A 13,834-nucleotide genomic window follows, 5' to 3' on the forward strand; every position below is an offset into this window, starting at 1 on the left:
GCGAATGTCCGTTTGCGCCCACTTGCGGACATTCGAAGCGGATGCGAAACCAACTTGAGATGTGATCGAGAGTCTTATCCATGCGGCAGACACTTGCGTCGCGATTAGAGAGATCGGCGCTGCCTGTAGGGGGTGCCTCCATATCAATCTCTCTTGCAGTTTCCATTGCGCGGCTTCCGCTTGGAATCCCGATGACGGTGGTAGGTCTGGCTCTCTTCGGAATAGCCGTTCTGGTAAATAGTTATGCCATGCTGACAAAAGAAATGAAGTCTGCACAAGAGCTTGGCTTCGATCGAACGCGAGATGCGATTGTTTACGCGAGCTCCACAAGCGGTTTGGATTGGCGACTTGGAGCACTAGCTCTCTGCGCCTTCGCCGTTTCTTTCATCGTCGGCTTTGGACTGACGGGAGAGCCTAGCAGCGGCGGTGCGCTTTTATCATTCGGGGCGTTTGCATATCTAGGTGCTATCGCTCGCCTGCAACGCAAATGGCCCAGCGATAACCAGCGGCAAAGCAATCTGTAGTTCGCGCTACGTCCGCTTCCCACCAATTTCGGTCCGTTCGCCTACCCCCGAATTTGTCCCAGCCGGTCAGTAATATCGCGCCGCGAAGCGGTCGATGAAGGCGACCAGGTTCGGCGTCTGGCCAATGGCGCGGCGGACTTCGCTTTCGAACGGTGCCCGCCAGATGTTGACGAGTTGGGCATAGACGACGGCGTCGGTCGAGGTGGGCTCAGCGCCGAAGAACCAGTCCTGCTCGCCGAGAATGCCGGACAGCGCGTTCACGTCGCGGCGGCCGATGGCGGCGATTTCCGCGGGGCTGTGGATGCCCATGCCGTGGCCTTCGAGCTGCTTCTTCACCCCGCGCCGCGCCACGGGACCGAGCACGCGGCGGAGCGGGACGGCAAGGCCGCCGAGCACGACATCGCGGAATTGGCGCCAGTTCGCCTCGTTCATCCAGCGATCATGGACCATCGTCCAGTAGAGGTTCTCGTCGATCAGGCGCTGGATCGCCACGGCCATGCCGCGCTGGGCGGGCGTGAGGTGGGCATCGGGATCGATGCCGGTCTGCTCGATGAGGTGGGCGATGATGAAGGTCGAATCGCCGAGTTTCGTGCCGTCCTGCTCGATCCACGGGGCCTTGCCCTTGGGCCCGGCAAACGGCGTGGCGGCGGTGTGGCTTTCGTGTTCGATGCCGGCCATGCGCAGCCAGGCATCGAGCTTGAGACAGAACGGACTGACAGTGGGCAGGCCCCAGGCGCCGGGCAGATGGTAGACCTTGAGCGTGGACGTCGTCGCCATCGGGGATCCCCTTTTCCCGCATCTGTGGTGCGGACTTGTTTACCGTTGGAGACTATCGCTGGCGGGGCGGGTGGCAAGCCTTGCCGGTGATTCTCCTTGACATGATATCATGATATGATATCGCGATATCATAATGACCCGAATCCTCGCCGATCTGCCCGATGATGATATCCAGTGGCTCGATGCCCGCGCGGCGGAGCAGGGTAAATCGCGCGCCTCGGTGCTGCGCGATGCAGTGGCGACCTACAAGGCGCAAGCTTCGGCAAGCGGGACCGACTGGATCGACAGCGGCTTTGGCCTGTGGAAGGATCGCACTGATATCGGCGATTCCGTGGCGTGGCAGCGGCGCGAACGGGCCGCCTCGACGCGGCCTTGGGATGACGATTACGAAGCGGTAAGGGCTGAGTTTCCCGACCTTTTCGACGCGGAGGATGATCGCCAGCGCCAGGTCTATCTTGCCATGCGCAATGCCGCGCCCAAGCACGAAGATGACCCGGCGTGAGCGACTATGCCTTCGATTCCAATATCGTGATCGATGCGCTGCTGGGCTTTGACCCGGCGCGGACCGAATTGAAGCGCGCAGCCTCGGCAGGCAGGCGCCTCTGGCTCAGCCGCATGGCCTGGATCGAGATCCTGTCGAAGGGCGAGGGGCAGACCCTGCGCGCGACCGAAGCTTTCCTCGAGAAGTTCGCCATCGACGAGATCGACATGGAGATCGCCTCCCGCGCGGCATCGCTGCGGCGGGAACGGCCACGTCTGAAATCGCCCGATGCCATCATTCTGGCGACCGCGCTGACCCGCGGGCGCGTGCTGGTTACCCGCAACACCAAGGATTTCCCGGCTGAAATGCCGGGCATCCGCGTACCTTATACCCTCTGAACGAAAGCCCCTCACCCCATGTGCGGAATCATCGGAATTGTCGGCAAGGAACAGGTGGCGGACCGGCTGGTCGATGGCCTGCGCCGCATGGAATACCGCGGCTATGATAGCGCCGGCATCTGCCTGGTGGAGGACGATCAGCTGGTGCGCCGCCGCGCCGAGGGGAAGCTCAACAACCTCGTGCTCGAACTGGTGCGCCATCCCGCCGAAGGGCTGATCGGCATCGCCCACACCCGCTGGGCAACCCACGGCGCGCCGACCACCAGCAATGCCCACCCGCATGCGACGGGCGAAGTGGCGCTGGTCCACAACGGCATCATCGAGAACTTCAAGCCGCTGCGCGACGCCCTGATCGCGCGCGGGCGCGTGTTCGAGAGCGAGACCGACACCGAAGTCGTGGCGCACCTCGTGTCCGAGCAGGTGGAGGCCGGGCTCAGCCCGCAGGATGCGGTCAAGGCCGTGCTGCCCACGCTGCGCGGCGCCTTCGCGCTCGCCATCGCGTTCCGCCAGCACGACGACATGCTGATCGGCGCGCGGCTCGGCTCGCCGCTGGTGGTGGGATACGGCGAGGGCGAGACCTACCTCGGCTCGGACGCGCTGGCGCTCGCGCCGCTTACGCAGCGGATCACCTATCTGGAGGAAGGCGACTGGGTCGTCATCACGCGCGAGGGCGCGGCGATCTATGACGTGAACGATCAGCCGGTCACGCGCCCCATCGTCGCTTCGGGCGCAACGGCAGCGGCGATCGAGAAGGGCGAGTTCCGCCACTTCATGCAGAAGGAAATCTTCGAGCAGCCGACCGTGGTGGCGCAGACCCTGCGCAGCTACTTGCGCCGGATCGACCAGACCGTTGCGTTGCCGCAGATCGATTTCGATCTCTCCAGCATCAGCCGCGTGACCATCGTCGCCTGCGGGACGAGCTTCTACGCCGGCATGGTCGCGAAGTACTGGTTCGAGCAGTTCGCGCGCCTGCCGGTGGACATCGATGTGGCGAGCGAGTTCCGTTACCGCGATCCGGTGCTCGAGCCGGGCGGCCTCGCGCTGTTCATCTCGCAGAGCGGCGAGACGGCGGATACGCTGGCCGCGCTGCGCCACTGCAAGGCGGAAGGGCAGACCATCGCGGTCGTCGTCAACGTGCCGACGAGCTCGATGGCGCGCGAGGCGGACTTGCTGCTGCCGACCCATGCGGGGCCGGAAATCGGCGTCGCCTCGACCAAGGCGTTCACCTGCCAGCTGGCCGTGCTGGCGGCGCTCGCCGCACACCTTGCGGTGAAGCGCGGGCGCCTCAGCCGCGAGGAAGAGGCCGATATCGTCAACCAGCTCGCCGAAACGCCCGCTGCGCTCAATGCCGCGCTGGCGCATGATGACGAGATCGCGGCGATGGCGCACCTCATCGCCCCGGCGCGCGACGTGCTCTATCTGGGGCGCGGCCCGGACTATCCGCTGGCGCTTGAGGGCGCGCTGAAATTGAAGGAAATCAGCTACATCCATGCTGAGGGCTATGCCTCGGGCGAGATGAAGCACGGGCCGATCGCGCTGATCGACGAGGCGGTGCCGGTGATCGTGCTGGCGCCTTCGGGGCCGCTGTTTGAGAAGACCGTATCGAACATGCAGGAAGTGCGCGCACGCGGCGGCAAGGTCGTGCTGATTTCGGATGCGGCGGGGATCGAGGAAGCGGGCGAGGGCTGCCTCGCGACGATCGAGATGCCCAAGGTTCACCCGCTGATCGCGCCGCTGGTCTATGCGGTGCCGGTGCAGCTGCTCGCCTATCATGTGGCCGTGGCCAAGGGGACCGATGTGGATCAGCCGCGCAATCTGGCGAAATCGGTTACCGTGGAATGACCACAAGGACCGGCCTTCTCGTTCGCGAACTGCCGGTCCTGTTGTTCATTGCGGCGAGTTCGCTGCTCATCCGCATATGGTGGATGGACAACCCGGTCGTCGACCACGACGAGCAGTTCTATTCCTATGTCGCGACCGCCATGCTCGACGGGCAGGTGCCCTATGTCGATGTGTGGGATCGCAAGCCGGTCGGGCTGTTCCTGCTCTATGAAGCGGCGCATGCGCTGCTCGGGCGCGGGGCCTTCGCCTATCTTGCCATGGCCAACCTGTTTGCCTGCATCGGTGCGTGGCTCGCCTATCGCATAGCGGCCGTGCTGGCCGACCGCCGCACCGGTTGGGTCGCGGCGCTGCTGTACTTGCTCGCCATGACCGTGTTCGGGTGTCGGGGCGCGCAGAGCGAACTGCTGTTCACGCCGTTCTGCCTCGGCATGATGTACCTCGCGATGGTCTATCCGGGATCGCTACGGGCGATGCTTGGGGCCATGCTGCTGGGCGGCGTCGCGCTGCAGATCAAGTATACCGCCGCGCCGTTCTGCGCCATGTTTGCCATGTTCGTGCTGCTGGAGGACTATCGCCGCCAGCGCTCGGTGCCGGCCGTGCTGGGGCGGGCATGCCTCTATGCACTGGCGGGGCTGGCGCCGACGATCGTGATCGGCGCGTGGTATGCGGCGGCTGGCCATTGGGATGACTTCGTCTACGCCAACTTCGTCTCGATCTTCGAACGCAAGACCAGCATCGGCCGCTTCCATCCGAAGACGCTGATGGTGATCGCGCCGTTCCTGTTGATGATCGCCTCCGGAGTTTGGGCCTGGGCGCGGCTGGGGCAGACCTATCCGCATCGGGCGAGTGCGCTTGTGGTGGTGATGACGTTCGGCGCGCTCGCTTCGATCTATTTTCCCAGCAATGTGCTAGCCTATTACTACGCCTTCCTCGGCCCGTTCGCGGTGCTGCTGGCAGTGCCGTTCTACGATCTGCGCCAGCGCGCGGGCTGGTTCGGAGCGGGGGTGCTGGTCGCCGCGCTGGTCGTCATCGGCAACTTCCCGGGCAGCATCGCGGCTGGCCGCGCCGATGTCGTGCAGTTCCGGGCGCTGGTTGACCGGGTGAAAGCGGGCGGTGCGGAGCGCACGCTCTATGTCTTCTCGGGCCCAACCGCGACCTATGGCGCCACCGACACGCGGCCGAGGGCCAAGTATCCCTTCCCGTTCCACAGCGCCGAATACATGGAGCACGGCGCGGTGGGGCGGCCACAGGAGCAGATCGTGGCGGAGTTCTTGGCGAAGCGCCCGATGTTCATCCTCGCGCGGTCCGATCGCAGCATCTACGCCACCTCGTTCACCGCGCCGATCGTGCTGGAGGAGCTCGCCCGGCACTACGAACCGGTCGGTGAATATCTGATCCTCGGCGACGGGCTCGTGCTCTATCAGCGCAGGCCGAATAGCGTTTAGGGTTAGCCGCCGATCGCCTTGCTGATCGAGAGCAGCAGCTCGACCGCGATCAGCGCGATGATCGCGACTTCGAGGCGGACGGCGCGCTTGTCCTGCGCGATATCGAGCAGCACTTCGGTGAAATCGCCCAGTGCGCCGAACTTGCGCTCGAGCACTTCGGCGCGCTCACCCAGTTCGTACTCGGCCTCGAGCCGGGTGTAGAGCCGGTCGAGATCGGGGTGGTCCCAGAGAAGGTCGGGCCGCTCGCCGGCCTGCGCGGTGCCCATCACGCGGTGCCGCGCCGCCAGCACGCGGCCGACCATGCGCATGACCGCGGGGATCGAGAGGCGGGCCTTGCCGTTGATCTGCAGATCGGCAACCAGCGGCACGCTGGAATCGAACACTTCCGAGACGAGCATCTCGTCGCGCGAAAGCATCACGCTGTGTGCCAGCACCGTCGCGACGAGGAGCAGGCGCGGCTCTTCATCGTCGGCGAGCTGGATCACCCCGTCATCGTCGACACGGTCCTTGCCGCCGTCGGTGATGAGCACGCCGGCGGTCTCGACTTCCTGCTGCTCGGCGGGTTCCTGCACATGGGCGAGGAGCGCCATATCGAGCGCGGGGATACGGTCCGCCGCCGTGCAGAAGGTCACCGCCACGCCGTAGCGGAAGGCGAAGGTCAGGCCAGCGGCCGCGGCAAGATCGCGCAGCACGATATCGGCGGCGAGCCCGCGCGTATCGATCCGGGTGCCGAGATAGCGGGCGTGGACGATCAGCTCCTCGCCCGCTGGCAGCACGCCCAGTGCCACCTCGTCGGGCCAGCCCGGCGGTTTGGTGGTGGCAGGCTGGGTGCGCGCCGCTGTGTCAGGCATGGACGGCTTCGCGGCGCAGTGCCGCAATATGTTCCGGGCCGATCCCGCAGCAGCCGCCGAGGATCGAGGCTCCGGCAGCATGCCAGGCGGCGGCAAAGCAGCCGTATCCTTCGGGCGTGAGGTCCTCGCGGATGGGCGTCAGTCCGTTGTTGGCCTCGGCATCGGCAGCCATCGGCGGGAAGGCATTGGCATAGACGCCGATGCGGATGGGGCTGTCCGGTCCCAGCTCCGCGCGGGCGGCGCGGACCGCGGCTTCCATCACTTCGGGCTGGCTGCAATTGAACAGCAGCGCTGCCGCGCCGAGTTCCTGCGCAAGCTGCGCCGCCTCGCGCACGGTTTCGCCCGAGCGCAGCGCGGGCTCGGCGGTCGGCCGTTCGTCCTCCAGCGTGAACGACAGCCACAGCGGCTTGCCTGTGGGGGCAGTGAGCGAGGCGGCAAGGCGCGCTTCGACGAGCGAGGACAGCGTTTCCGCGAGCCAGTGGTCGATGCTGGGCGCGAGCGCCGCGACGAGGACTTCCAGCACCGGGCGGGCGCGGTCGAGATCGACGAGATCGGGGCGATAGGATCCGCAGATAGGCGGTAGCGATCCCGCGACGCGGACCTTCCGCTCCGCCGAATCCGCGACTTCGCGGGCAAGACGTCCGGCGAGGGCGGCAAGTGCGGCGCCTTGTTCGGCAAAGCGATCCTCGCCGATGTGGAAGGGGACAACCGCATAGGAATTGGTCGTGATCACATCCGCTCCGGCCGCAACATAAGCGCGGTGGACGGCGCTGACGAACTTCGGCCCCTCGATCAGCGCGAGCGCGGACCATTCGGGCTGGCGGAACGGCGCCCCGCTGCGGGCAAGCTCGCGGCCGGTGCCGCCATCGAGGACGAGGAGAGGGTCAGTCATGGTCGGGTTGGAACTCGCTTCCAGTGCTTTGCCACTGCGCTAGCACGCCGCCGCGCAGAGCGGCAGGGGCAAGCTGCAGGCGGCTGGCGGGGGAGGTAAAAAACTTGCTGAAGAAATTCTTTATTGGCGGACTTGTGCTTTTTGTTTCAGCAGGTTGCAAAACACCCGGAACGGCGGTGTTTGAGGGGGAAATTTCCAAGCGCTTACCATTGCGCAAGGTTTCTCCACTAAGCCGCAGTGTGTGACGCGACCGACCGATCAAAGCTTGCCCGCTCTGCCGCGGGAACTCCCGGCGATGGCTGTGCTGGGCCTTTCCGACAGCGCGGAAGGGGATTGGGGGCGGTTGCGCGGACTGCAGTATTCGGGCCTCGCTCGCCTGACCCGGCCGCGACTGGTCGCCCATGGGCTGGCGGCGATGCTCGTCGTTCAGGCGCTGTGGGGCGCGATCCATATCGCTGCGCTGGTCGGCTGGGTCGCGATGCTGGCAGGGGTGCTGGTCTGGGGTGCGAACTTCGACCGCACGCTGGAGGACGCCGATCGCCGCCGGATGACCCGCCACGAAATTCATCGCCACACCGTCTGTACTGTTGCGGCGGGCGTGGTGTGGGTGATCCCGATCCTTGTCATGTCGCCCTTTGCTTCGCCCGAGCAGCGCCTGCTGGTCTGGACGATCATGGCCATGCTGATGGCCGGCACCGCGCTTGCCTTTGCCGCAGTGCCGCTGGGCGCGGTGCTGTTCAATGCGATCCTCGCGGCAGCGAGCGTGGTGGTGTTTCTCGTCTACGGCAAGGTTACGGCGGCGGCTGCGGCCATCACGTTCGTGATCTTCCTGTGGGTCGGCAGCCTGGAGGCGGCGCGGATGTTCCTCGCCGGCAAGGTCGCCGAGGCGGGCGTTGCGGAAAAGAGCGAGGTCGTCTCGCTCCTGCTGCGCGAGTTCGAGGAAGGTGAGGCCGACTGGCTGTGGCAGACCGACTCCACCCGCCGCGTCCGGGCCGCAAGCCCGCGCTTCGCCTTTGCGCTGGGTGAGGACCCCGAGGACATCGACGGCAAGCCGCTGATCCAGCTGATTGCCGGCTCGGCCTGGGAAAGCGGGCACTTCCATTCCTCGCTGCACGATCTCGCCGAGCGGCTGAAGCGGCGCGAGAGCTTTTCGAACCTGCTCGTCCACGTGACCCTGCACGGCAGCAACCGCTGGTGGGAGCTCTCCGCTTCGCCGCGGTTTGACGACAACGGCAACTTCATCGGCTTCCGCGGCGTCGGTTCGGACGTGACCGAGCAGCGCGAGAGTGCGGACAAGATCGCCTACCTCGCCCGCTACGACACGCTGACCGGGCTCCCCAACCGCCTGATGCTCACCGAGACGCTGGGCGATGCGATGCGCGAGGCGGATCGCTGGCGGATGCGCTGCGGCTTTATGATGATCGACCTCGACCGGTTCAAGGCGGTCAACGATACGCTGGGGCACCTCGTGGGTGACCAGCTGCTCGCCAAGGTTTCGGATCGTTTGAAGTCGCTAATGAGCGAGAACGAACTGTGCGGGCGCCTCGGCGGTGACGAGTTCGCCATCGTGGTGCGCGATGCGGGTGACGGGACGCGGATCCGCGAAGTGGCCTATGCCGTGATCACTGCGCTTTCGCAGCCTTACGAGATCGACCATCACACGCTCTATGTCGGTGCGAGTGTCGGTTCGGCAATCGGGCCGCGCGACGGGGCGACGGTCGAGACGCTGATGCGCAATGCCGACCTCGCGCTCTACCGCGCCAAGGACGAGGGCGGCGGGCTGCACTTCGATTACGAGCCGGCGCTGCATGCGCATGCCGAAGAGCGGCGCAAGCTGGAGTTCGCGCTGCGCCACGCGCTGGAGCGCGGCGAGTTCGCGCTCGCTTATCAGCCGGTGGTCGATGCAATCACCGAGGAGCCGGTCAGCTTCGAGGCGCTGCTGCGCTGGCATTCGGCGGAGCATGGACCGGTGAGCCCGGCGAAGTTCATCCCGCTGGCGGAGGACACCCGCCTGATCGTGCCTATCGGCGAGTGGGTGCTGCGCACCGCGTGCTTCGAGGCGACGAACTGGCCTGATCCGATCAAGGTGGCAGTCAACGTTTCAGGCGAACAGCTGCTCGATCCGAGCTTTGCCGAAGTGGTGGTCAGCGCGCTCGCGGCGAGCGGGCTGCCGCCGCACCGGCTCGAGATCGAGGTGACCGAGAGCATCTTCGTGCGCGACGGGACGGCGGCGCAGCAGACGCTGGAACGGATCATGTCGCTGGGGTGCGGCGTGGCGCTGGATGATTTCGGGACGGGCTATTCCTCGCTCGGGTACCTCCGGAAACTGCGCTTCTCGACGATCAAGGTCGACCGCAGCTTCGTGCAGGGGGCGGCGAAAGATAATGCCGAGAGCCTTGCCATCGTGCGCGCGGTGGTGGCGATGGCCGACAGCCTCGAGATGTCGACCACAGCGGAAGGTGTTGAAACCGAAGAAGAATTGGCGGTGATCCGCCGCCTCGGCTGCAAGAAGATCCAGGGCTACTACTTTGGCCGCCCGATGACCGCGCGCGATGCTGGCGCGCTGTTCGAACGGATTGGCCAGCAGCGCCAGCAGGCCTGAGGATCAGGCCGCGACGCCGAGACCGGCCAGTACGCTCTCGAACAAGGCCCGGCCATCGCTGCCACCGTGGGCGGGTTCGATCATCCGTTCGGGGTGCGGCATCATGCCGAGCACGTTACCGGCATCATTGAGCACGCCCGCGATATCGCGCTGCGAGCCGTTGACGGGCTCGGCATAGCGGAAGGCGATGCGCCCTTCGCCTTCGAGACGGTCGAGCGTTTCGGCGTCGGCGAAGTAGTTGCCATCATGGTGCGCGACCGGGATCATGATGCGCTGGCCGGCGGTGTAGCGCGCGGTGAACAGCGACTGGTTGTTCTCGACCACCAGCGGCACATCGCGGCAGACAAAGCGGATGCCGGCGTTGCGCATCAGCGCGCCGGGGAGGAGGCCGGCTTCAGTGAGGACCTGGAAGCCGTTGCAGACGCCAAGAACGGTGACGCCACGGTTCGCCGCCGCAACGACCGCCTGCATGACCGGAGAGCGTGCGGCCATTGCGCCTGAGCGCAGATAGTCGCCATAGGAAAAGCCGCCCGGAAGCGCGATGAAATCAAGGCCGGTGGGCAGCTCGGCATCGCCGTGCCACACGCGGTGGACGGTGCCGCCGGTGATCTTTTCGATCGCCACCGCCATGTCACGGTCGCAGTTGGAGTCGGGGAAGGTGATGACAGCGGCGGTAAAAGCCATGGTCAGGCCACTTTCTCGATGCGGAAGTTCTCGATCACCTGGTTGGCGAGGAGCTTGCGGCACATGTCCTCGAGCGCGGCGTCGGTCGTGCTGTCGGCCACGTCCATCTCGATCAAGCGGCCGGCGCGCACATCGTTGACGCCTTCGAAGCCGAGGCCTTCGAGCGCGTGATGAATGGCGCGGCCCTGCGGATCGAGCACGCCGTTCTTGAGGCTGACGTGAACGCGGATCTTCATGGGCGGCGGGCCTTTCCGGGCGGCTGGGGGGAGACTCGCGAGCGCCTATGCTCCGGCGCGGCGCGAAGCGCAAGTTGGCGGCAAGTTGACACGGTTGACACAGTCCAGAGCGAAAACCGCGCGGGCCTGGTGCTTCCGCCCGGCACACCTGCCGAAGCGGTGTGGAAGCGGCGGAAAATGGCGGAAATGCGCGTCATGAAGCAACCATACCAGAACGCCGCCATGTAGGAAAATCGGCTCGAAATGCCCCCCGCTCCGCTTTTAAATAACAGACGCGTCTGTTATTTATTCTGGCATGGCCCGAGTCACCCCTCCCGACCGCCTTGACCGCATTCTCGAAGCGGCGCGCGACGCCTTTGCCACCCGCGGATTTGCCGCGACGACGATGGAGGAGATTGCGCAGCGGGTGGGGATCAGCCGCAGTGCGATCTACAGCCGGTTCGAGACCAAGGAGGCGCTGTTTCGCGCGCTGGTCGAAGGAATGGTCGGGCACGTGCTGCCCGAAGCTGTGCCGGACCTGACGGGCACCAGCGCGCCCGATGCGCTGCGGCGGTTCATCCATGTCGTGATGCAGCGGCTCGGGACGGGGAACATCGCCTTCCTGCCCAAGCTGATCATCGGCGAGGGGCAGGCCTTTCCCGATCTCGTGAAGTTCTACCACGATCATGCGCTTACCCGCGTGCTCGGCGCGATCGAGGCGATCATCCGCCACGGCGTGGCGCGCGGGGAGTTCGTCTGTGCCGATCCCGCGCTGGCCGCGCGCAGCGTGGCGGGCGGCATGATCTTTTCCGCGCTGTGGCGCATCGTGTTCGAACCGGTGGGCGCGGAGCCGCTCTATATCGAGGCTATGGCGGTGAGCCATGCCGAGGTGCTGCTGAAGGGCCTGACCGCCCGGGGAGTTTCCGCATGAGCTTGCGCCAACGCTTGCCGATCCTTGTGCTGCTGGCAGTGTTGGGAGGCGCGGCGATCTGGTACTTCACGAGGGGCTCCGCGCCCGATCCGTGGTTGGGCTACGTGGAAGGCGAGGCGCTTTATGTGGCGGCGCCGGTTTCGGGGACGTTGGCGAGCCGACCGGTCGAGCGCGGCGGACGGGTGAGCGCGGGCGCGGCCTTGTTTGCGCTCGATTCGCGCACGGCGGATGCGAGCGCGGCGCAGGCGGCAGCGCAGGTTGCCGGCGCGGAAGCCTCGCTGAGCGATCTGGGCGCAGCGCGGGAGCGGACGCCGGAGATCGATGTGGCGCGGGCGGCGGAAGCAGCGGCGCGGGCGCAGCTGGTGCGGGCCGAGGCTGACTTCCGGCGCTTTGCCGATCTGGCGGCGAAGGGCTTTGCCAGCCGGACGCAGCTTGATGCGGCGCGGGCCGCGCGGGACAGTGCGGCGGCGAGTGTCGCCCAGGCGCAGGCGCAGCAGCGCAGCGGGGAGCTGACCGTGGGCCGCAGCGCCCAGCAGGCGGCGGCGGCGGCGCAAGTGCAGGGCGCCAAGGCGGCGCTGGCGGCAGAAGCGCGGCGGCGGCAGGAAATTGCGCCAGTTTCGCCCGCAGCAGGGCAGGTGGAGCAGACTTACTTCAATCCGGGGGAATGGGTGCCGGCGAACCAGCCGGTCGTCTCGATCATCCCGGACGACAAGCGCAAGATCCGCTTCTTTGTGCCGCAGGACAGGATCGCCGGGCTGCGTATGGGGCAGGCGGTGCGGTTTACCTGCGATGGCTGTGGGCCGGAGCGGACGGCGACGGTGCGCTTTATCGCGCCGCGCGCGGAATATACGCCGCCGGTGATCTACAGCGAGCATGCGCGCTCGAAGCTGGTGTTTATGGTCGAGGCGATGTTGCCGGTTGACCAACCGCTGCCGTTGGGGTTGCCGGTGGCGGTGAGGGTGCCTTGACGCTACCCCTCCACCACCCTTCGGGCGGTCCCCCTCCCCTTGCAGGGGAGGATCGGCCCCTCCACCATCCTGCGGATGGTCCCCCTCCCCGTTCCGGGGAGGAACTGGTGATCGACGTTCGCGGTTTGACCAAGCGGTTTGGCGGGCGGACGGTGGTGGATGCCGTGAATCTGTCCGTGGCGCGGGGGCGGATTTGCGGGTTTCTGGGGCCGAATGGTTCGGGCAAGACGACGACCCTTCGGATGATCTGCGGGCTGCTGATTCCCGATGCGGGCGAGGGCACCGTGCTGGGGCAGGACCTCAAGACCCGGCGCAGCGCGATCAAGGCGCGTGTGGGCTATATGACGCAGAAGTTTGGGCTGTTTTCGGACCTGACGATTGCGGAGAACCTCGAGTTTTTCGCGCGGGTGCATGGGCTGCCGCGCCGCCGTGAGCGGGTGGCGGAAGCGCTCGACAAGCTGGGGCTGACGACGCGCGGGGACCAGCTGGCGGGCAAGCTTTCGGGCGGGTGGAAGCAGCGGCTGGCGCTGGCGGCCTGCGTGCTGCACGATCCGGAAATCCTGCTGCTGGATGAGCCGACCGCTGGCGTCGACCCGCAGGCGCGGCGCGAGTTCTGGGACCAGATCCATGGGCTGGCGGCGGGCGGGATGACCGTGCTCGTTTCCACGCACTACATGGACGAGGCCGAGCGCTGCCACGAGATTGCCTATATCGCCTATGGCCGGATGCTGGCGCGGGGGAGCATTGCCGAGGTTGTTGCCGGGTCCGGCTTGAAGGCGCTGCAGGGCGAGGGCCACCTGCCAGATGGAACGGGCGCGGACCGGCTGGCGGCGGCCATCGAGGCGCGGCCCGGGGTGGCGATGGCAGCGCCCTTTGGCACGGCGCTGCATGTCTGCGGGCCGGATATGGCGGCGCTGCATGAAGCGGTGGCGCCGTGGGCGGAGACGATCTCGTTTCGGGAAGCGAGCCCGAGCCTGGAGGACGTGTTCATCCACCTGATGCGCGGGGCCGAGGACAATTCGGTGATGGTACACCAGTGAGCGCGACCCCGCTGCAGCGCATTGGCGCGATGGTGTTCAAGGAAGTGCGGCAGATGCTGCGCGACCGGGGCACGGTGGGCATGATGCTGGTCATGCCGCTGATGCAGCTGATGATCTTCGGCTATGCGATCAACAACGATCCGCGCGGGCTGCCGATGGCGATCGAGCGGGGGGACAATTCGGT

Annotated in this window: 15 protein-coding genes and 1 pseudogene; 11 read left to right on the forward strand and 5 right to left on the reverse strand. The window is 66.3% G+C overall.

Annotation, left to right across the window (positions count from 1 at the left end; translation table 11 throughout):
* Positions 1 to 80: 80 nt before the first annotated feature.
* Positions 81 to 524, forward strand: a complete 444-nt coding sequence (locus K5Q19_RS09800) for a hypothetical protein (RefSeq protein ID WP_292944210.1) — start codon at positions 81 to 83, stop codon at positions 522 to 524.
* A 66-nt stretch (positions 525 to 590) separates the two neighbouring features.
* Here K5Q19_RS09800 and K5Q19_RS09805 read toward each other — a convergent pair whose 3' ends face one another.
* Positions 591 to 1,301 (reverse strand): glutathione S-transferase family protein, encoded by a 711-nt coding sequence (locus tag K5Q19_RS09805; protein ID WP_292944213.1) that lies wholly within the window; start codon positions 1,299 to 1,301, stop codon positions 591 to 593.
* 133 nt (positions 1,302 to 1,434) lie between these two features.
* Here K5Q19_RS09805 and K5Q19_RS09810 point away from each other — a divergent pair, with 133 nt between their 5' ends.
* The 4 genes from K5Q19_RS09810 to K5Q19_RS09825 are packed head-to-tail and all read left to right on the forward strand — an operon-like array spanning position 1,435 to position 5,467.
* On the forward strand, positions 1,435 to 1,803 hold the full coding sequence (locus tag K5Q19_RS09810; RefSeq protein ID WP_292944216.1) for a ribbon-helix-helix protein, CopG family: 369 nt from the start codon (positions 1,435 to 1,437) through the stop codon (positions 1,801 to 1,803).
* Complete coding sequence (locus K5Q19_RS09815) at positions 1,800 to 2,180, forward strand: type II toxin-antitoxin system VapC family toxin (RefSeq protein WP_292944219.1); 381 nt, start codon at positions 1,800 to 1,802, stop codon at positions 2,178 to 2,180. Before K5Q19_RS09810 ends, K5Q19_RS09815 begins: the two co-directional genes overlap by 4 nt.
* Before the next feature lie 18 nt (positions 2,181 to 2,198).
* Positions 2,199 to 4,022: a glutamine--fructose-6-phosphate transaminase (isomerizing) gene (gene glmS / locus K5Q19_RS09820; protein WP_292944222.1), complete on the forward strand. Its 1,824-nt coding sequence runs from the start codon at positions 2,199 to 2,201 to the stop codon at positions 4,020 to 4,022.
* Positions 4,019 to 5,467 carry a glycosyltransferase family 39 protein gene (locus K5Q19_RS09825; RefSeq protein WP_292944225.1) on the forward strand — a complete coding sequence of 483 codons (1,449 nt, stop codon included), beginning with the start codon at positions 4,019 to 4,021 and terminating at the stop codon, positions 5,465 to 5,467. The genes glmS and K5Q19_RS09825 overlap by 4 nt, the downstream gene beginning before the upstream one ends.
* Positions 5,468 to 5,469: 2 nt before the next feature.
* On the opposite strand, the gene K5Q19_RS09830 is transcribed toward K5Q19_RS09825, so the two are convergent.
* Together K5Q19_RS09830 and K5Q19_RS09835 are read right to left on the reverse strand one after the other, a co-directional pair.
* Positions 5,470 to 6,318: an RMD1 family protein gene (locus tag K5Q19_RS09830; protein ID WP_292944228.1), complete on the reverse strand. Its 849-nt coding sequence runs from the start codon at positions 6,316 to 6,318 to the stop codon at positions 5,470 to 5,472.
* Positions 6,311 to 7,210 carry a homocysteine S-methyltransferase family protein gene (locus tag K5Q19_RS09835; RefSeq protein WP_292944231.1) on the reverse strand — a complete coding sequence of 300 codons (900 nt, stop codon included), beginning with the start codon at positions 7,208 to 7,210 and terminating at the stop codon, positions 6,311 to 6,313. Before K5Q19_RS09835 ends, K5Q19_RS09830 begins: the two co-directional genes overlap by 8 nt.
* Positions 7,211 to 7,314: 104 nt before the next feature.
* Here K5Q19_RS09835 and K5Q19_RS09840 point away from each other — a divergent pair, with 104 nt between their 5' ends.
* Together K5Q19_RS09840 and K5Q19_RS09845 are read left to right on the forward strand one after the other, a co-directional pair.
* Positions 7,315 to 7,455: a hypothetical protein gene (locus K5Q19_RS09840; RefSeq protein ID WP_292944234.1), complete on the forward strand. Its 141-nt coding sequence runs from the start codon at positions 7,315 to 7,317 to the stop codon at positions 7,453 to 7,455.
* Positions 7,456 to 7,505: 50 nt separating this feature from the next.
* Positions 7,506 to 9,812, forward strand: a complete 2,307-nt coding sequence (locus K5Q19_RS09845; RefSeq protein ID WP_292944237.1) for a GGDEF and EAL domain-containing protein — start codon at positions 7,506 to 7,508, stop codon at positions 9,810 to 9,812.
* A gap of 3 nt (positions 9,813 to 9,815) precedes the next feature.
* On the opposite strand, the gene purQ is transcribed toward K5Q19_RS09845, so the two are convergent.
* Positions 9,816 to 10,496: a phosphoribosylformylglycinamidine synthase subunit PurQ gene (gene purQ / locus K5Q19_RS09850; protein WP_292944240.1), complete on the reverse strand. Its 681-nt coding sequence runs from the start codon at positions 10,494 to 10,496 to the stop codon at positions 9,816 to 9,818.
* A 2-nt stretch (positions 10,497 to 10,498) separates the two neighbouring features.
* Complete coding sequence (purS, locus tag K5Q19_RS09855) at positions 10,499 to 10,732, reverse strand: phosphoribosylformylglycinamidine synthase subunit PurS (RefSeq protein WP_054120726.1); 234 nt, start codon at positions 10,730 to 10,732, stop codon at positions 10,499 to 10,501.
* 295 nt (positions 10,733 to 11,027) lie between these two features.
* Between purS and K5Q19_RS09860 the strand changes: the two genes are divergently transcribed.
* From K5Q19_RS09860 to K5Q19_RS09875, 4 genes and pseudogenes are all read left to right on the forward strand, one after another.
* Complete coding sequence (locus K5Q19_RS09860) at positions 11,028 to 11,642, forward strand: TetR/AcrR family transcriptional regulator (protein ID WP_292944247.1); 615 nt, start codon at positions 11,028 to 11,030, stop codon at positions 11,640 to 11,642.
* On the forward strand, positions 11,639 to 12,610 hold the full coding sequence (locus K5Q19_RS09865; RefSeq protein WP_292944250.1) for an HlyD family secretion protein: 972 nt from the start codon (positions 11,639 to 11,641) through the stop codon (positions 12,608 to 12,610). Before K5Q19_RS09860 ends, K5Q19_RS09865 begins: the two co-directional genes overlap by 4 nt.
* Positions 12,611 to 12,717: 107 nt before the next feature.
* A complete protein-coding gene (locus K5Q19_RS09870; RefSeq protein ID WP_292944253.1) occupies positions 12,718 to 13,650 on the forward strand; it encodes an ABC transporter ATP-binding protein in 933 nt (310 codons plus the stop codon).
* Positions 13,647 to 13,834 (forward strand): annotated as a pseudogene (locus K5Q19_RS09875) (ABC transporter permease); the annotation flags it as partial. The gene K5Q19_RS09870 and the pseudogene K5Q19_RS09875, both read left to right, overlap by 4 nt.

Source organism: Novosphingobium sp., from assembly GCF_019748365.1.
Taxonomy (GTDB): Bacteria; Pseudomonadota; Alphaproteobacteria; order Sphingomonadales; family Sphingomonadaceae; genus Novosphingobium.